Consider the following 18,220-nt stretch of genomic DNA (forward strand, 5'->3'; position numbering starts at 1 on the left):
TTTTTAGAGGGATTTAAATTGGTATACCCCAGATTCCGAGGTGTTCCCTTCGCTATCCAACGTTTTAACACTCCAATAATATACCGTATCTGCCGCAACTGTAACGTTGACGTCCGTATCATTTGCAAATGGTGAAAACACTAGCGTTTCAGGCGGATTATTGATAGAAAAATAAACCTCATAGCTTATAATATCATTATCTACATCGGCACCGGACCAATTTAATACCACTTCGTTATTGGCACTCCTTAAAACTGAAGCCCCAGATTTGGGGGCGATTATTTCCGCGGGAAAAGGAGCGTAAGTGGTTTGAAATCCCGCATTATAAAAACGCCAAATCTCACTTGTTGCAGTTTCCGTTACATTGGTATTTTTAGAGGTTATAAACCAAGAATATGGAGCTCCTTTTTCCAATGGCAACTTCATAGAAGTAGCACTGGTATTCATATTCTGACTGACATTTGTGACCAAATTTGTCACCCTTATCTGGTATGTTTCCGTAAAATCCGACGCTTGCCATTGAAATTCCACTTCGCTGGTAGCACTGGAAAGGCTTACTCCCGTGGTACATTCAGAATCCTTTAATGGGAATACCAACATACTACTTTCAGGGGCTCTCGGAGCATCCTTTCCCCCACAGCCAAACAGGAACAGTACCATCATCAATAGGATTAAATTTTTCATTTTTTAATTACTTTATAGGTTCCTTTGCTCTTCTCTGTGTCATAGGTTAAGATATAAATCCCAGATGCCAGTCCACTGAGATCAATTTGCATTTCCCTTCCCGTTACCACCTGATCCATAGACCGCACCAAGGTTCCATCCAAGCTATATATCCTTATAGTGGCACGCTCCATTACAGCACCAAAAAACAAGGTAGCCCGATCTACCACTGGGTTAGGATATAAAACAGCGTTAGCGGCCACAAATAACTCCTCCTCATACACTCCCTGACATGGAATATTGGTGTACACCTTAAGGATATTGGTTCCGTTTTTCAGATCTAGGGTTACTTCCGATTTTGAGGTCTGCTGCACCACACCGTTCAATTCAATAGAATAAAGCGCCGACCCTTCCAAATCCAAGGTTACCCGTTTCCCATCAGCAGATATTTTGGAATAGACACTGAGGGGATCTGGTTCTGCCACCACTACTTCAAAGCAATACTCTTCATAGGTTACAGTTTCCGAAGCACCTACAATGCAAACTTGGAATGTTCCTGAAGGCAATGTGGCTAAACCGTAAGTAGTTGTAAAATTATCTGCTTCATTTATTCCATTACCTACTATGGTTATAGCATAATCCAATGTTTGGTCAGCCGTTATATTTATGGCCCCGTCATTATTGTTTCTACATGACTCACTCTGTATTTCTACCAAGAAGTTATCTTTGGGCAATCTATAAATAGCACATCCATTGACATCAACTTCTAGCCCTTTTGGTGTACCAAGGCAAAGATCGTCTCCATCATCAAAGACTCCATCTTCATCGGCATCAGGCCTAAAGGTTCCTTCCACACAAATATCCAACGAAAATGCGTTCAAGGACCCTCCATCAGATGGGGCATTGTCCCTGATTTCCAAGGTCCATTCCCCGAACAACGATTCTCCATTAAAAGAAGAAAGCGACCCCAATGGCCTCACTACCCCACTAATTGCCGGATTGTTCGAACAGGTGAAGGGCGATCCATCATCATCAAAAGTGGCGTTTATATTTCTTAGCGAACCACAAGAACTGGAAGTCAGAACTACTTTGGTTCCTGCCGGTGATATTAAACTAATGACCAGATCCTCCAAATAGGTGTGGGTTATGTTCAAATTGACATTGACATCCGCTATTGGAAGGTCCTCAAAAAAAGTTATTTTGGATGTTACTACGGGGGTTCCAACAGAAGTGATTGATATTGGCAGGTCATTTGCCTCAAAACTCTGGCAATTGATCTGTTTGGTCGTAAAGCTGAATGCAGCCCCAAACGTACCTTCACCACAACTATTGCGCGGCTTTACCCTCCAATAATAAGTGGTATCCTGCTCCAGGGCAGCGGGTATGTAACTATTAAAAATAACAGTCCTAGAATCTACTATATCTACAAAGGATGCATCCCTTGCCACCTCTATGTCATAAGAATCATAGGCATCATCATTCTGCCAGGTCAATTGTGGTGCCAAACTCACACCAACAAGTCCATCTGCAGGAGCCGTTAAAGTTACATCAGGGAAAGTAGCATCGTACACCTTTAAAAGGAGCTGCACTTGTCTAGATGTACCACCCGAAGAGGTCGCAATGACTTCAATGGGATAACTACCTTCCGGGAGGTTTCCCGTATTGCTCAGGGTTAGTGTAACAGATGTATTGTCGGCGGTCGCCGTAGTAGGTGAAAAATTTGTATTCAATACCACAGGTACACCCGATGTGCTAAATGTCACTTCCTCATTAAATCCTAAATAGGTCCTATAGGTAAATGGGATCACCCAGTCAAGGGGCTGACAGGTTGTGAATTCAAGTTGTCCAAATTCCAAAACAATAGGCGATTCCTGTATGGTAAAATTGGAGCTGTTGACTGCAAAAAATATGTTGTCATGGGCTTTTACCATTATTCTGGCGCTCGATGTGGCATTACCAGGCAAAAGAATAGGATGTAGGCCATCATTGGGGACATCGCTTGCCAAGACAATGGGAAATGTGAGTCCGCCATCAGTGGACAATAAGATATCCACTGTATTGGCATTAACAGGTGCTGAATTGGTATTGGCCACATCCCAAGTTATATCCTGTACAGACCCGGCGTCATAAACCTCATTTGAGGCCTGTGATGTCAAAATAAAAGGACCCGCACTATTGATCACCTCAACCTTTACCAGGTCGGCATTTACTTGTCCGCCACCCACGGCATTATCTCTGACGGTAAATGCGAAGTTCAATTCCCTCGCAACGTCAGAAACCGTTTCCCAAGCTGAATTAATTGTTGGGTTCACCTGTGTGAGGCTTCCCTGTATGACTCTTGACAGCTTTGGAAAATAACGTGTTGGGTCTGTTGAGGGCTTTAAAGACCTAAAATTGGCCCCGCTCGGATTGGTCGGACCAAAGGTCACATTGGTCACCACGCCATCATCTATTTGCTCCCAAGTATAGGTAAGGACATCGGCCACATCCGCATCCGTTGCTGAACCAGTAAGCACAAAAGCCGTGGATTTAGGAATCACAAAATTCCCGACGGGCGCTATTGTCGGAGTCGCATTTGTCAGTGGAATAATTTCGGCACAACTCGTGGTCTTCAAGTATTCTACGATCTGAAAAATACTGTAATAGTGGTAGTAGTCATCCCCATTGGAGGCAACATTGTTGGCTTCGGCAATTCCGGCATACCCCATTATTGTGGATCCACTCCCAGGTTCTGCCTGTACTCCCGTACCTTCGGACTCAAAAGACCAAGTGTGGTTCGCTCCAAATTGATGTCCCAATTCATGGGCCACGAAATCAAGGTCGAATAAGTCTCCTTCCGGATTTACAGCTGAAGAATATCCACTTCCTTTTTTATTATTTTGGCATACGGCCCCAATAAAACCAGCATTACCACTATTTGAATCTTTGTGGAATAGATGTCCCACATCGTAATTGGCTTCACCTATATTAGTGGTCAGCGTATTCTGTACCTGATTGTTTAAATTACCATTATAGGGATCTGTAGCTGCATCGGTATAGATTACCAAATCATTATTGGCTATCAGTTCCAAAGTTACTCCCAAATCGGTCTCCATCACCTCATTGATCCTTGTGACGGTAGCGTTTATTGCCGCTAGCGCATCCGTCTTTGTTCCCCCATGGTACACCGTATATTCCCCTGTAGCTGAAATGGCCAATCTATATTTTCGCAATTGTTGATCATCAACCAACTTTTGAGTGACTCCCGAACCATTTTTTTCTAGAATAGCCGTAGTATTACAAATAAACTCCGCTTTGGATGCTGCGTTCATTTCATTGGAATAAACCACATAGTCATTTCCATCTACCGATGCTTTTTGCATAAAAGTGGTCCTGTCGCTATCGCCATGGACAATCATACTCTGCACCCCTTTATGGGATACACTAAAACGGATCCTATCTTCTGGATGTGAAAGACCTTGGCCCACAAAAGATTTAATCTGTGGATATTTGGCGGCCAATTCTGGGGACATTATTGACCTTTCCACCACCTTAAAACCTTCCAATTCCCCCTTTTCATTTGGGAAATACAGAATTTTTGAGGGTGCACCTTGCTTTGCAGTCGGAAGTTCCTTGTTAAATTCGGTTTCCCTCAAAGAAAACATTGCTGCCTTCCCCATATCCAGTTGAGGCAACGATTTTGCAGAAACTGGTGCTCTTGAAGTCTCCCTTTCCCAGTAGTTGGTCTGTGCCGAACCGTAAAAGGAAAGAAATAATATGGTAATTGAAAAAACAAGATGTAATTTTGTATTCATCAAGAGGGTCAGTTATAGTTTCAAAAATAAGCCTTTTTATTATTTATTATTCGTGAATACAGTTCAAAGCATTTCCAAATACGACAAAAAACATCCTACGGCCATAACCATAGGTACTTTCGATGGAGTTCACATTGGTCACCGTAAGATACTGGAACGTCTCATAAATAATGCCAAATTATTAAATTTAAAATCCACGGTACTTACTTTTTTCCCACACCCTAGGATGGTATTGCAGCAACATGCCGATATAAAACTGTTGAATACCATAGAGGAAAAAACTAAAATTTTAAAGGAAACCGGCCTTGACAATCTCATTATCCATCCCTTTACCAAAGAATTTTCCAGGCTATCGGCCACAGAATTCGTTCAGGATATTTTGGTCGATGCCCTTGGCACCAAAAAGATCATCATTGGATACGACCATCGCTTTGGAAGAAATAGAAATGCCAATATCACGGATTTGATCGAATTTGGCAAAACGATGGATTTTGATGTAGAGGAAATCCCGGCTCAAGAAATAGAAGATGTATCCGTCAGCTCCACAAAAATCAGAAATGCCCTTTTGGAGGGAGATATTGAAACTGCCAACATCTATTTAGGCTATCCCTATATGTTAACCGGGACCGTCTCCAAAGGTAAAGGGTTGGGAAGACAAATAAATTTCCCTACGGCCAATCTTCATATTCCCGAAGAGTACAAACTGATTCCAAAAAAAGGGGTTTATGTAGTAAAGAGTACCATTGCTGGGCGAACCGTTTACGGCATGATGAACATAGGGTACAACCCTACGGTCTCGGGCACAGAAAAAAGTATTGAAATCCACTTTTTCGATTTTGAAAACGATTTGTACGACAAAAAATTACAGATTGATGTCCTGGAGCGCATCCGGGATGAACATAAATTTGATACTTTAGAGGAACTAAAGGCCCAGCTGCAGATTGATAAACAAACGTCCCTGGCCATAATATCAAAATAGATGTGGGATAAATTTCTTTTCAAAAGAATAGACAATAGCCCCTTACTCATCTTCCGTATATTTTTTGGTGTCCTAATCAGTTTGGAATGTTACGGAGCCATCATCACTGGATGGGTCAAAAGAACACTAATAGATCCACAATTTACCTTTACTTTCATAGGATTTGAATGGTTGCAACCCTTACCGGGTCTTGGCATGTACGTATATTTTTTTGCCATGGGTACCTTGGGGATTTTTATTGCCCTAGGCTATAGGTACAGATTTAGCATCATCTCCTTTACCCTATTGTGGACTGCCGTTTACCTAATGCAGAAGACATCTTACAACAATCATTACTATTTGTTGATTTTGATTTCTGCGATCATGATTTTTTTACCGGCAAATGCGGACTACGCTTTGGATGCTAAAAAAGACCCCGTCAAGCGCACCCAAACCATGGCAGCTTATGTAAAATGGGTCATTGTATTTCAACTTTTTATAGTGTATACCTTTGCCGCCATCGCGAAAATGTACGGGGATTGGTTAGACTTTGGTTTTATCAAGGTGCTGATGGCCCCTAAAGCCGATTATGCTATAATCGGTGGCCTGCTACAACAACATTGGGTTCATGTTATTATTGGAAGTGTAGGTATTCTCTTCGATTTATTGATCGTACCGGCCCTTTTATGGAAACCAACGAGGAAAGTGGCCTTCGTTGCTGCCATTTTCTTCCATCTCTTCAATTCCATAGTTTTTCAGATCGGTATTTTCCCCTATCTGTCCATTGCTTTTATGGTATTTTTCTTTGAAGAGGAGACCATTAGGCGCATATTCTTTAAAAAAAGAAGACCCCTTCAAACCGATGAAATTCAAATTCCCCAAAATAGGATGCTGCTCCTTTCAGTTATTGGGATTTATTTTCTGATACAATTGGCACTACCAATTAGGCACCATTTTATCAAGGAAGATGTGCTATGGACCGAGGAGGGCCATCGGATGAGCTGGAGGATGATGCTTAGATCCAGAACAGGGACCATTAGTTTTAAGGTGGTCAACAAAGCAGATGGAAGCTTTAAAATTGCCAGCTTGGATGATTACCTTTCTAGATCCCAACAGCGTAAAATTGCGGCATATCCAGATTTTATTTGGCAATTTGCCCAACATCTAAAAAAAGAAGCTGCGGAAAACGGGAAGGAAGTTTCTATATATATTACCTCTAGAGTTAGCATCAATGGAAAATCGCTCAGAACATTTATAGACCCCAAGGTAGATATGGCTGCTGAGCCATGGCATCATTTTTCCCATCATAGCTGGATTATGCCCGCTCCCAAGCAACTTTCAAACTAAAGGGGAGCTTATTTTAACCTTCAGAAAACTTAAGCCTAAAACTCTGAAAGTAATTAAGAGTAATCCATTAAATTTGTGCCATCAAAATAATAATCAATGTTACAGCTACAAGCTATACGTGAGAATACGGCCGGAATTGTTACCGCCCTTAAAAAAAGAAATATAGATGCGGCCCCGCTTTTAGACAACATTATCCAATTGGATGAAAAGAGGAGAGCCCTGCAAACCAAATTAGATAACACTCTGGCAGAGTCCAACAAACTGTCCAAAGAGATCGGGATGCTATTTAAAAGTGGCAAGGCACAGGAAGCCAATGCCCTTAAAGAACAAACTGCAACCTTAAAGGAGAACTCCAAACAATTTTCCGAGGATTTGACCACGACGGCAGAGGAGCTTCAGACGTTGCTGTACCAAATACCCAATGTACCCCATGATTCGGTTCCTGCTGGTAGTTCGGAAGAGCACAATGAGGAAATCTTCAAGGAAGGGGATGTACCTGTATTATCCACTGAAGCTTTGCCCCATTGGGAGCTTGCCAAAAAATATGATATCATAGATTTTGAACTGGGCGTAAAAATAGCTGGAGCAGGATTCCCGGTGTACAAAGGCAAGGGAGCCAGACTACAACGAGCATTGATTGCCTATTTTTTGGACAAGAATACCGAGGCGGGTTACACAGAAATTCAGGTGCCCCATTTGGTTAACGAAGCCTCTGGTTTTGGTACAGGCCAATTACCCGATAAAGAAGGGCAAATGTACCATGTGGGAGAAGATGATCTTTATTTGATTCCGACCGCAGAAGTACCGGTTACCAATATTTTTAGGGATGTCATATTAAATGAAAGTGAATTCCCAATCCGATATACAGGTTATACCCCTTGCTTTAGAAGGGAAGCTGGAAGTTATGGTGCCCATGTTCGTGGCTTGAACCGCTTGCACCAATTTGACAAGGTGGAAATTGTTAGGGTAGAACATCCCAGCAAATCTTATGAGGCGCTGGACGGGATGGTAGAACACGTGAAAAATATTTTGAGAGATCTGAAACTACCCTATAGGATCTTACGACTTTGTGGTGGGGATTTAGGATTTACAGCTGCATTGACTTATGACTTTGAGGTGTTTTCCACGGCACAGGACAGATGGTTGGAAATAAGTTCTGTTTCCAATTTTGAGACCTATCAGGCAAACCGATTGAAATTGCGATTTAAGGATGAAACTGGAAAGAGTCAGTTCGCACACACTCTCAACGGTAGCTCTTTGGCGCTTCCCCGCGTCTTGGCGGGCATATTGGAGAACTACCAGACCCCGGAAGGCATAATGATTCCAGAAGTACTTCGTCCCTATACTGGTTTTGATAGGATAGATTAACATTAGAGAGCCAATCAAACAAAAGCCCGTACAATAAGTTCGGGCTTTTGTTTTAGAACCCCTTAACACCAACTTTCCATATTCTATGGTATATTTGAATAAAAATCCACAGTGCGACCGGTTCTACTAATAATTGCTCTTTTCTTCCTTCAGAACTCCTATTCCCAGGATGATTTCTTGGCGAAGCAGTATTTCAATGATGGTAGTTTTGAAAAGGCACTGATCTATTATCAAAAACTGGCGGAGAAAAATCCGAGACGTCCAGATTTTCTGGAAGGGCTTATTGCGTCCTACCAGCAATTGGAACGCTATGAAGAAGCCGAGAAATACTTGCTTCAAAGTATGCAAAAAGGCAATACCTACCCTACCCTCCTTATTGAACTGGGCCATAATTATGACTTACAAGGGCTTTCTGAATTAGCCTCGGAACAATATGAAAGGGCCTTGGAGCGAATTGACGAAAACCCCAATTTTGGTTATGTCATCGGTTCCAAATTCCAACAGTATGTTTTATTGGACAATGCCCTAAAAGCATTTACAAAAGCCATGTCCCTGAATCCCAAATTGGACTATAACTTTCAAATGGCACGGATCTACGGCGAGCAGGGCGATATTGAAAAAATGTACGCATCCTACTTAACCCTTATCAGCAATGGAAGTACCAGCAAAAGCAATATCCTAAGAAATATAGATGATTTTATTTCTTCTGATCCCTCCAATGAAAACAACATAAAACTAAAACGCATCCTCCTCCAAAATGCCCAAAAAAATCCAGACATCCTTTGGAACGAACTTTTAAGCTGGCTATTCGTGCAGCAAAAACAATACAATAGTGCCTTTAATCAGGAAAAAGCAATATACAAAAGAGATCCCGGAGGCACTTTACAGCGCCTGGCGAGTCTTGGGACCCTGGCCATGGAAGACCAAGCTCTGGAAGATGCCAAAACCATATTTGAATATATCGTGGGTAATGGGTACGAGGGTAGTATTAAATTAAACGCGGAGCTGAGTCTTATAGAAATAGACCTCATTGAAGCTGATGATAAAAAGTTGGAGGTTATCGATAAAAACTTTCAAAAATTAATGGAAGCTTATGGCTATAATGGCCAGTCTCTTCAATTACAGATAGCCTATTCCAATTTCCTTACCTTTAAATTGGACCAGCCCGATGATGCCATTACAATTCTCAAAAAATGCCTGGAACTCCCGTTGAACAAATATGGAACAGCCTATATAAAAATGGCCTTAGGGGACATCCTGGTATATAATCAAAAATTTAATGAAGCGCTGATAAACTTCTCACAAGTTCAGAAGGACCTTAAAAATGACGTGCTTGCCCAGGATGCACGTTTTAAGGTGGCGCAGACCAGTTTTTACAAGGGCGATTTTGATTGGGCCCTTACCCAATTAAAGGTATTGCGCAGTTCCACTTCCCAGCTTATTGCCAATGATGCCATGCAACTTAGCCTTCTGATTTCAGACAATTCCTTGGAAGATTCCACCCAAACTGCACTAAAAAAATACGCCAGAGCCGATCTATTGGCCTATCAAAAAAAAACCAGGGAAGCCATTACAGAATTGAACGACATCCTTGAAAACCATAAAGGCGAAAAAATTGAGGACGAAGCCCTTTTCAAGCAAGGGCAATTACTGGAGGGCCTTAAGGATTATGAAGCGGCCAAATTCAATTACCAAAAAATTATCACCTTCTACAGTAACGGCATTTTAGCAGATGACGCCTATTTTGCCCTTGCCGAATTATATAAAAACGAACTCCTTGAACCTGAAAAGGCGAAGGAGCATTACGAAAAGATCATTTATGATTATCAGGACAGTTATTACTTTCCGCTGGCACGGAAAAATTATCGAATACTCCGCGGTGATGCCATAAACTAACTCAAAAAATTAATGTATGTATATTTATAATGTTACCACCAATATTGAGGACTCCGTACACGACCAATGGGTTTCCTGGATGCAAAAAACACATATCCCTGAAATGTTGGCCACAGGAAAATTTACCCAAGCAAAAATGTGCAGGGTCTTGGTAGAAGAGCAAATGGGAGGTTCCACCTATTCCGTTCAATATACCACGGACAGCAAGAATACATTGACAAAATACTACACAGAAGATGCCCCTGTAATGCGACAAAAATCATTACAGCTTTTTGCCGATAAAATGGTGGCTTTTCGCACAGAGCTTGAAATTATAGGTGAATTTTAGGTATTACAGTTCTTGAAAGATACTATCCTACTATTTACATATGGCACCTTGCAGGAGCTCGACATTCAATTGGAACTATTTGGAAGAGAGCTATCTGGGGAGCCTGACAGCTTAAATGGTTACAGATTGTCCGACAAAAAAATCATGGGCAGATACAAGGTCATCCATGAAACAGGTGCCCCTGAAGACCGCTTAGATGGTGTTTGCTATACCTTGACATTTCAAGAACTTTTAGATACAGACACCTATGAAGGGGAAGCCTACAAAAGAATATTGGTTACCTTAGCATCCGGCAAAAAAGCTTGGGTTTATGTGGAAAATTCCATTTAATTACGAATCAAATCAGTCCCATGTCCAAAAAAAAAGGAAAAAAATACAGTCCTAACTTTACCAACCACAAAAAGGATTCCCAAAAGGACACGGGACCTGTAAAAGCGAAAAAACATCTAGGGCAACACTTTCTTAAAGATGAAAAGATAGCCCAAGATATTGCGGATACCCTTTCTTTCGAAGGGTATACAAACGTAATTGAAATTGGTCCCGGTACCGGGGTACTAACGAAGTACTTACTTCAGAAAGATATTGATCTGGTGGCCATGGACCTGGATGAGGAATCCATCATCTACCTCAATCACAGTTTTCCCTTAGAACACAACAAGGTGATGCAGCGAAAACGCAGTTTTAAGGTATTGGAGGCCGATTTCCTCAAGTACGACCTCTCCACAATTTTTGGAAAAGAGCAATTCGCTATTACGGGCAATTTCCCCTACAACATATCTACCCAGATTGTCTTTAAAATGCTGGAAATGAAGGAACAGATTCCCGAGTTTTCTGGAATGTTCCAAAAAGAGGTGGCCCAACGGATCTGTGAAAAAGAAGGAAGTAAGGCCTATGGTATCCTATCGGTTCTGGCACAGGCGTACTACGATGCAGAATATTTGTTTACAGTGCATCCACAGGTTTTCGATCCCCCACCAAAAGTACAATCGGGAGTACTAAGACTTACCAGAAAAAAAGATCTGAACCTGGATTGTGACGAAAAGCTTTTATACAAAGTGGTAAAAACCGCCTTCAACCAACGTAGAAAGACCCTTCGCAATAGTTTAAAAACCTTTGAGCTATCAGATATTCTAAAAGAAGATGCTATATTTGACAAAAGACCGGAACAGTTGGCTGTGGCCGATTTTATTGCGTTGACAAAGAAGATAGAGCATGATACCATTTAAGCTAACCGATGACCTTATAGCTGAGATAGAACAGCTGATCGAAGACCAGAAGGATACTCAACTTTCATCCCTTTTGGAGGATATCCATTATGCGGATATTGCTGAGATCATCAACGAGCTTAATGATGATGAGGCCACCTACCTGATCAAATTGCTGGACAGTGATAAGACCTCAGACATTCTAACAGAATTGGACGAGGATATCCGTGAGGCAATTTTAGGCAATCTTTCTGCCAAGGAAATTGCCGAAGAACTCGATGAATTGGATACGGATGATGCCGCGGATATTGTTGGGGAACTTCCCAAGGATATGGTCCAAAGGGTGATTTCTGAACTGGAGGACAAGGAACACGCCAAGGACATTGTAGACCTATTACGCTATGATGAGAATTCAGCTGGGGGACTTATGGCTAAGGAATTGGTCAAGGTCAACGAAAACTGGAACGTTCTTACCTGCGTGAAGGAAATGCGGGCACAGGCGGAAAACGTCACCAGGGTCCACTCCATTTACGTGGTGGACGATGAAGAAAAACTAAAAGGCAGACTTTCCCTTAAAGATCTTTTGACCACGTCAACCAAGACCCATATTAAAGATATATATATTCCAAAGGTCGATTATGTCAACGTCAATGAGAAACCTGAAGAGGTCGCCAAGATCATGTCCAAATACGATTTGGAGGCAATTCCTGTAGTGGACGAAATAGGACGACTCGTTGGTCGGATCACCATTGATGATATTGTGGATGTTATCAAGGAAGAGGCTGAAAAAGATTACCAAATGGCTGCAGGTATCTCCCAAGATGTGGAGGCAGATGACAGTATTTGGGAACTCACAAAAGCACGCTTGCCATGGTTATTCATTGGTATGATGGGCGGTATTGGCGCAGCCAGTATCATTAACGTATTTCAGGGTGCTTTTATAAAATTTCCCATTTTATTGGCCTTTATTCCCCTAATGCAGGCAACTGCAGGTAATGTGGGAGTTCAATCCTCAGCTATCGTAGTCCAAGGTCTCGCCAACGATTCCATAAAAGGAGAAATTTGGGGGCGTCTCTTAAAAGAATTGATATTGGGCTTGGTCAACGGCCTGGCATTGGCATTTATATTTTTACTGATCAGTCATTTTGGGTTCAACACCTCTTATATGGTATCCTTTACCGTGGGCATTGCCCTGGTCACTGTAATCGTCAATGCTGCCTTAATCGGTACGTTTATTCCCATATTTCTAAATAAAAGAGGGATAGACCCCGCCATTGCAACGGGACCGTTTATCACAACCAGCAACGACGTTTTGGGAATACTTATCTATTTTTCCATCGCCAAGGTGCTTTTAAATTTTTAGGGCACTACACCAACCATGTTGGTGACGGGCTTTGCGCGCTACATGGTAGCTAGCTCCAATCCCTAGTGCATTTATGGCCAACCTTAAGATATAGAACAAGCATGAAACCTATCAATCTACTGAAAAAACACGCAGAATTCACCAAACAATGGCATCCTCATCAGATTGCCATGGTAGATGATATGCAAGTACTTTTGGCCAAGCTACAAGGTGAGTTTGTTTGGCATGCGCATGAAAAGGAAGACGAACTGTTCCAAGTACTCAAAGGCACCTTGTATGTGCAATTTAGAGATAGAACAGAAGTGGTCAGGGAAGGGGAAATCATTGTGGTCCCAAAGGGAGTGGAACACAACCCTATGACCAAAGACAATGAGGAGGTACAAGTACTTCTTTTCGAGAAAGCCACCACAGCGCATACCGGGAATGTAACACACGAAAAGACACAAACAGATTATCCAAAGATTTAAAACAGCATATGAAAGTTCTCCATTTAGATAGCAACCACGAGATTTTGGCGAAAGGCCTAGAAGAATTAGGGTACTCAAACGAAACCGACTACACCTCCAGCAAGGAGGAGATAGAGGCAAAAATAAGTTCCTATGATGGCATTATCATAAGGAGTAGGTTTACCATTGACCAAACCTTTTTAGATAAGGCCACCAATTTAAAATTTATAGGTCGCGTTGGAGCAGGCTTGGAAAATATAGATGTGGAATATGCCAAACATAAAGAGATCTATCTTGCCTCCGCCCCCGAGGGAAATAAGAATGCTGTTGGCGAACATACCTTGGGTATGCTGTTGGCGCTTTTCAACAAATTAAATAAGGCCGATTTGGAAGTCCGTAAAGGCATTTGGGACAGGGAGGGTAACCGAGGTGTTGAATTGGATGGTAAAACTGTGGGCATCGTTGGTTATGGAAATATGGGAAAGGCTTTTGCCAAAAAACTCTCTGGCTTTGATGTGGAGGTCATCTGTTACGATATTCTAGGAGGCGTGGGAGATAAAAATGCCAGGCAGGTGGGGATTATGGAACTGCGTCAGCGAGCTGATATAATAAGTTTGCATACGCCTCAAACACCATTGACCATGGGCATGATCAACTCGGAGTTTATCAATGGGTTCTATAAGCCTATTTGGTTTTTGAATACGGCCAGGGGTAAAAGTGTCGTTACACAAGATTTGGTCGCTGCACTCAAATCCGGAAAAATACTAGGAGCAGGTCTAGATGTCCTTGAATATGAGAAATCGTCCTTTGAACAGCTCTTTACCAAGGATATGCCGGCAGCCTTTGAATACCTTATCAAGGCCGAAAATGTTTTGCTGAGCCCCCATGTTGCTGGTTGGACAGTAGAAAGCAAGGAAAAACTGGCTCAAACCATAGTAGATAAGATAAAGAAACAATTTAGCTAGACTGATTCCTTGGTTCGAAAAATTTCGTGTAAATTTAATACCAACGAACCAAAACCAAGGAAATGAAATCACAATTCATAAAAATCAACAAACTAAAAAGTGTTGGGCTTTTAATCCTAATCTCATTTTGGCATCTGGGAACTATTGGACAAATTGCGATGCCTGCCCCCAGCCCAACCTTTGAAATAAAAGGTCCGGTCGGCTTTTCTGAGGTGAAGGTGGTTTATTCCAGACCTAGTGCCAAAGGAAGACAAGTAGCGGGAAACCTTATCCCCTATAACGAAGTCTGGCGAACGGGTGCCAATGCTTCCACCAAAATAAGTTTCAGTGAAGATGTAAAACTCAATGGCAATGCTGTACCTGCAGGGGAATATGCCTTGTACACCATTTTCACAGAAGAGACAGCAACGATAATATTAAGTAAGAACCTCAGCTGGTGGGGAGCCCTGGGCTATGATCCCAAAGAAGACCAACTTCGATTTGAGGTACCTGTAAAACATCCCAGCAGCCACTACGAAACCTTTACCATAAGCTTTTCGGACTTCACCACCAATTCGGCGAACCTCAATCTGAAATGGGAACACACCAAAGCTATGTTCAGCATAGAATCGGATGTTGAAGGCAAGGTCATGGAAGATATCAGAACCCAATTAATAGATGGCATCCCAGAAAATACAGTGAGCTACTTTTATGGAGCCTCCTATTATTACGACACGGACAGAGACCCAAAACTGGCCCTACAATGGATAGACAAGGCCATTGATGGAAGCGAGGAAGAGCAGTATTGGGTATACCATGTGAAAGCCAAAATATTGGCAAAGATGGGTGACAAAAAAAGCGCCATAGAGACCGCTGAGAAATCCATGGAATTGGCACGAATTGGAAAAAACATGGATTATGTAAGGCTGAACGAAAAACTGATTCAATCTCTAAAATAGAAAAAGACCATTGTCATAAAGGAATGGAATTACAGGAAATACAACAAAAACTGCACCTCCTTTTAAAATCCTTTGTGCCTCCTCTTCGAGTGCGCAAGGAATCTCATGAAATGTTTGAGGTATGCGGTACAAAGCCGGTCATGCAGGGGAAACAAAAGGTGGATGGTTTTTACTTTGCGAGTGTAGTACCCAAACCCAAAGACATACGCTTCTATTTTTTTCCCATATATACACATCCCAAGCAATTTGAAACACTTTCGCAGGCCATGCAAAAATGCCTTAAAGGAAAAAGTTGCTTTCACTTCAAAAAGATGGATGATGCATTGATAAATGAATTGAGTAACATGGTTTCCCTAGGCGTGCAATTATATAGAAAAGACAATCTAATTTAAATCAACACCCATGAAAAAAAGAGTTACAGGTCTAGGAGGCTTTTTCTTTAAAACTAAAGATCCAGATGGCATCAAAAAATGGTACAACACCCATTTGGGCCTAAATACGGATCAATATGGATGTACCTTTTGGTGGAAGGATAAGAAAGGGAAAGATTGTTCTACCCAGTGGAGTCCGATGAAGGAGGACACCAAATATTTCGAGCCCAGCAAAAAACAATTTATGATGAATTTTAGGGTAGAAAATCTCGTAGAGCTATTGGAGGTCTTGAAAAAGGAGGGGGTCACCATTGTAGGTGAAATAGAAGAATATGAATATGGTAAGTTCGGGTGGATCCTAGACCCGGAAGGCAATAAATTGGAACTATGGGAGCCCGTAGATAAAGCATTTCTTTGATAATGAAATAATTACTACATTTAGAAGACCAAAAATCAATACTAACTAAACATGTCAGAAGAAAACCAAGATCTAGGGGATAAGGCCAAAAAATCCATGGAGGATGCCAAAAAGGCTGCCAAAAAAACTGGAGAAACAGCTAAAAAGAAAGTAACAAAAGCTAAAAGCAAAACAACAAAATCTGCCGATGCCGCTAAAAAAACAGCTAAGGCCACTGGAGCCAAAGCAGAAAAAAAGACTTCCAAGATAAAGGAAGAGGCGAAGGAAGCTTTTGACGATGCCAAAAAAAAGGCCGAGGACGTAAAAAAGGAAGCCAAGGAAACAGCAAAGGAATTTAAGCAGGGTGCTAAAGAGACTTTTGAGGAGGCCAAAAAGTCTGCTGAGGATTTCAAAGAAGAGGCAAAGGAAAGCACACATGAATTTAAGGAAGGGGCCAAAAAAACTGCCCACGAATTTTCCGAGGGCCTAAAGAGTGCCGGAGGGGAGAATAAAAAAATATTGGCAGGTATTTTAGCTATTATTTTTGGTCATTTAGGTATTCATAAATTCATTTTAGGATATCAAAAAGAAGGAATTATTCTTTTGGTGATTTCGATATTTGGATATGCAACAACATGCTTGTTCTTCGGAAGTTTTATAATTTTGGCAACGTGGATAGTTGGAATCATAGAAGGAATTATCTACCTGACAAAGACAGATGAAGATTTCTATAACACCTACCAAGTAGGCCGTAAACCCTGGTTTTAAAAACAAGAAAAAAGTCGAGAAATCACATCTCGACTTTTTTAATTAATTTTATTATCGTAATATTGCAATATATAAATATGTTATGGGTACAACAAAGACTCAGATATTCACTACGGCTCAAAATGAGTTGGCCACTATTTTTAAAGTATTGTCCAACCCGGCACGTATAGCCATTATTCAATATATCAGCCGACAACAATCATGTATCTGTAATGATATTGTGGAAGAAATTGGTTTGGCACAACCCACCATTTCCCAACACCTTAAGGAGCTTAAGAGCATCGGGCTATTAAAGGGGGAAGTAGAGGGGAAAACGGTATGCTACTGCATCGATTTGAACAAATGGAACGAAATCCAATCACAACTAAACAGTTTTTTTAATACCACGCAGGCCAACTGCTGTTAATCCTTAAGCTTATGAAAACTTCAGAATTCCTATCCCTTCTTAGGGAACATCCCAACAAGAGCCTTGTATTTGAATATCAACCAGGCAAGAACGTTGGAGCCAATTATCACATCACCGAAATAAAGAATATCACTATAGATTCTGTGGATTGCGGTGCCGGAACAGATTATTGGAAAGAAACCATCATACAACTCTGGGAGAGTCCGACCGAAAAAGACAAGACGGAGTATATGTCGGCATACAAAGCCATGGGCATTCTCTCCAAGGTAGACCGTATTAAGCCCATGGTAAAGGACGCGGAGGTAAAATTTGAATATAGCAATTCTCAATTCCATACCGCCCAATTGTTCGTCAATGACCATTCCGTCGAAGCTGATACACTGCTCCTGCATTTGGGTGTAGAAAAGACCGACTGTAAGGCAAAAGAAACCTGTGGCGTCCCTGAAGTGTCTGTGTCAGAACATACCACCAATTCCTGTGCCCCAGGAAGCGGTTGCTGCTAATACATATACAATGGAGATCAGAAAAATGATCCCTTCAGATTGGCCGGAAGTAGCATCTATCTATGCCGAGGGAATAGCCACGGGGTACGCGACCTTTGAAACTGAGGTGCCCACTTATGAACATTGGGACAAAAATCATCTGACCACTTGCAGGTTGGTTGCCGTTCATGACCAGAAAATAGTGGGTTGGGCGGCCCTTTCCCCTGTATCGGGCCGCTGTGTATATGGTGGTGTGGCAGAGGTAAGTGTTTACGTGGGGTCTAAAAGTAGGGGCCTTGGTGTTGGGAAGTTATTATTGCAACACCTGATCCTTGAAAGCGAGGCAGCTGGATATTGGACCCTACAATCGGGCATATTTCCAGATAATAAAGGAAGTATTATCCTACATGAGAAACTGGGATTTAGAAAAATAGGTCATAGGGAAAGGGTAGCACAGCTATATGGTGTTTGGAAAGACAACGTCTTATTTGAGAGACGAAGTAATAAAGTAGGTGTTTAAAAAGA

At 41.7% G+C, this 18,220-nt stretch carries 19 protein-coding genes; 17 read left to right on the forward strand and 2 right to left on the reverse strand.

Annotated elements, in window-relative coordinates; genetic code table 11:
• Positions 1 to 3: 3 nt before the first annotated feature.
• Positions 4 to 684: a hypothetical protein gene (locus SB49_RS10335; protein ID WP_062056305.1), complete on the reverse strand. Its 681-nt coding sequence runs from the start codon at positions 682 to 684 to the stop codon at positions 4 to 6.
• A complete protein-coding gene (locus SB49_RS10340; RefSeq protein WP_062056307.1) occupies positions 681 to 4,457 on the reverse strand; it encodes a reprolysin-like metallopeptidase in 3,777 nt (1,258 codons plus the stop codon). The genes SB49_RS10335 and SB49_RS10340 overlap by 4 nt, the downstream gene beginning before the upstream one ends.
• 52 nt (positions 4,458 to 4,509) lie before the next feature.
• Here SB49_RS10340 and SB49_RS10345 point away from each other — a divergent pair, with 52 nt between their 5' ends.
• From SB49_RS10345 to SB49_RS10425, 17 genes are all read left to right on the forward strand, one after another.
• Entirely contained in the window at positions 4,510 to 5,436 is a 927-nt protein-coding gene (locus tag SB49_RS10345) for a bifunctional riboflavin kinase/FAD synthetase (protein WP_062056309.1), read from the forward strand.
• Positions 5,437 to 6,762 carry an HTTM domain-containing protein gene (locus SB49_RS10350; RefSeq protein WP_062056310.1) on the forward strand — a complete coding sequence of 442 codons (1,326 nt, stop codon included), beginning with the start codon at positions 5,437 to 5,439 and terminating at the stop codon, positions 6,760 to 6,762.
• 96 nt (positions 6,763 to 6,858) lie between these two features.
• Positions 6,859 to 8,130 (forward strand): serine--tRNA ligase, encoded by a 1,272-nt coding sequence (serS, locus tag SB49_RS10355; protein ID WP_062056312.1) that lies wholly within the window; start codon positions 6,859 to 6,861, stop codon positions 8,128 to 8,130.
• Positions 8,131 to 8,241: 111 nt separating this feature from the next.
• Positions 8,242 to 10,026: a tetratricopeptide repeat protein gene (locus SB49_RS10360; protein ID WP_062056314.1), complete on the forward strand. Its 1,785-nt coding sequence runs from the start codon at positions 8,242 to 8,244 to the stop codon at positions 10,024 to 10,026.
• Positions 10,027 to 10,042: 16 nt separating this feature from the next.
• Entirely contained in the window at positions 10,043 to 10,354 is a 312-nt protein-coding gene (locus SB49_RS10365; RefSeq protein WP_062056316.1) for a DUF4286 family protein, read from the forward strand.
• Between the two features lie 12 nt (positions 10,355 to 10,366).
• Positions 10,367 to 10,684, forward strand: coding sequence for a gamma-glutamylcyclotransferase family protein (locus SB49_RS10370; protein ID WP_062056318.1), 318 nt, complete (start codon positions 10,367 to 10,369; stop codon positions 10,682 to 10,684).
• Between the two features lie 20 nt (positions 10,685 to 10,704).
• On the forward strand, positions 10,705 to 11,580 hold the full coding sequence (rsmA, locus tag SB49_RS10375; protein WP_062056320.1) for a 16S rRNA (adenine(1518)-N(6)/adenine(1519)-N(6))-dimethyltransferase RsmA: 876 nt from the start codon (positions 10,705 to 10,707) through the stop codon (positions 11,578 to 11,580).
• Positions 11,567 to 12,922: a magnesium transporter gene (mgtE, locus tag SB49_RS10380; protein WP_062056322.1), complete on the forward strand. Its 1,356-nt coding sequence runs from the start codon at positions 11,567 to 11,569 to the stop codon at positions 12,920 to 12,922. The genes rsmA and mgtE overlap by 14 nt, the downstream gene beginning before the upstream one ends.
• A gap of 101 nt (positions 12,923 to 13,023) precedes the next feature.
• The gene (locus SB49_RS10385) at positions 13,024 to 13,389 is read left to right on the forward strand and encodes a cupin domain-containing protein (RefSeq protein ID WP_062056324.1); all 366 of its coding nucleotides are present in this window, start codon (positions 13,024 to 13,026) and stop codon (positions 13,387 to 13,389) included.
• 8 nt (positions 13,390 to 13,397) lie between these two features.
• A complete protein-coding gene (locus tag SB49_RS10390) occupies positions 13,398 to 14,333 on the forward strand; it encodes a 2-hydroxyacid dehydrogenase (RefSeq protein WP_062056326.1) in 936 nt (311 codons plus the stop codon).
• 62 nt (positions 14,334 to 14,395) lie between these two features.
• Positions 14,396 to 15,271 carry a DUF2911 domain-containing protein gene (locus SB49_RS10395; protein ID WP_062056328.1) on the forward strand — a complete coding sequence of 292 codons (876 nt, stop codon included), beginning with the start codon at positions 14,396 to 14,398 and terminating at the stop codon, positions 15,269 to 15,271.
• 23 nt (positions 15,272 to 15,294) lie between these two features.
• On the forward strand, positions 15,295 to 15,663 hold the full coding sequence (locus SB49_RS10400; protein ID WP_062056330.1) for a hypothetical protein: 369 nt from the start codon (positions 15,295 to 15,297) through the stop codon (positions 15,661 to 15,663).
• A gap of 10 nt (positions 15,664 to 15,673) precedes the next feature.
• Entirely contained in the window at positions 15,674 to 16,060 is a 387-nt protein-coding gene (locus SB49_RS10405; protein WP_062056332.1) for a VOC family protein, read from the forward strand.
• A 51-nt stretch (positions 16,061 to 16,111) separates the two neighbouring features.
• Positions 16,112 to 16,807, forward strand: a complete 696-nt coding sequence (locus tag SB49_RS10410) for a TM2 domain-containing protein (protein ID WP_335337874.1) — start codon at positions 16,112 to 16,114, stop codon at positions 16,805 to 16,807.
• An 82-nt stretch (positions 16,808 to 16,889) separates the two neighbouring features.
• A complete protein-coding gene (locus SB49_RS10415) occupies positions 16,890 to 17,213 on the forward strand; it encodes an ArsR/SmtB family transcription factor (RefSeq protein WP_062056333.1) in 324 nt (107 codons plus the stop codon).
• 11 nt (positions 17,214 to 17,224) lie between these two features.
• Positions 17,225 to 17,716: a DUF6428 family protein gene (locus SB49_RS10420; protein WP_062056334.1), complete on the forward strand. Its 492-nt coding sequence runs from the start codon at positions 17,225 to 17,227 to the stop codon at positions 17,714 to 17,716.
• Between the two features lie 10 nt (positions 17,717 to 17,726).
• Positions 17,727 to 18,215: a GNAT family N-acetyltransferase gene (locus tag SB49_RS10425; protein ID WP_062056335.1), complete on the forward strand. Its 489-nt coding sequence runs from the start codon at positions 17,727 to 17,729 to the stop codon at positions 18,213 to 18,215.
• The last annotated feature ends 5 nt before the right edge of the window (positions 18,216 to 18,220 follow it).

The organism is Sediminicola sp. YIK13 (genome assembly GCF_001430825.1).
GTDB lineage: Bacteria > Bacteroidota > Bacteroidia > Flavobacteriales > Flavobacteriaceae > Sediminicola.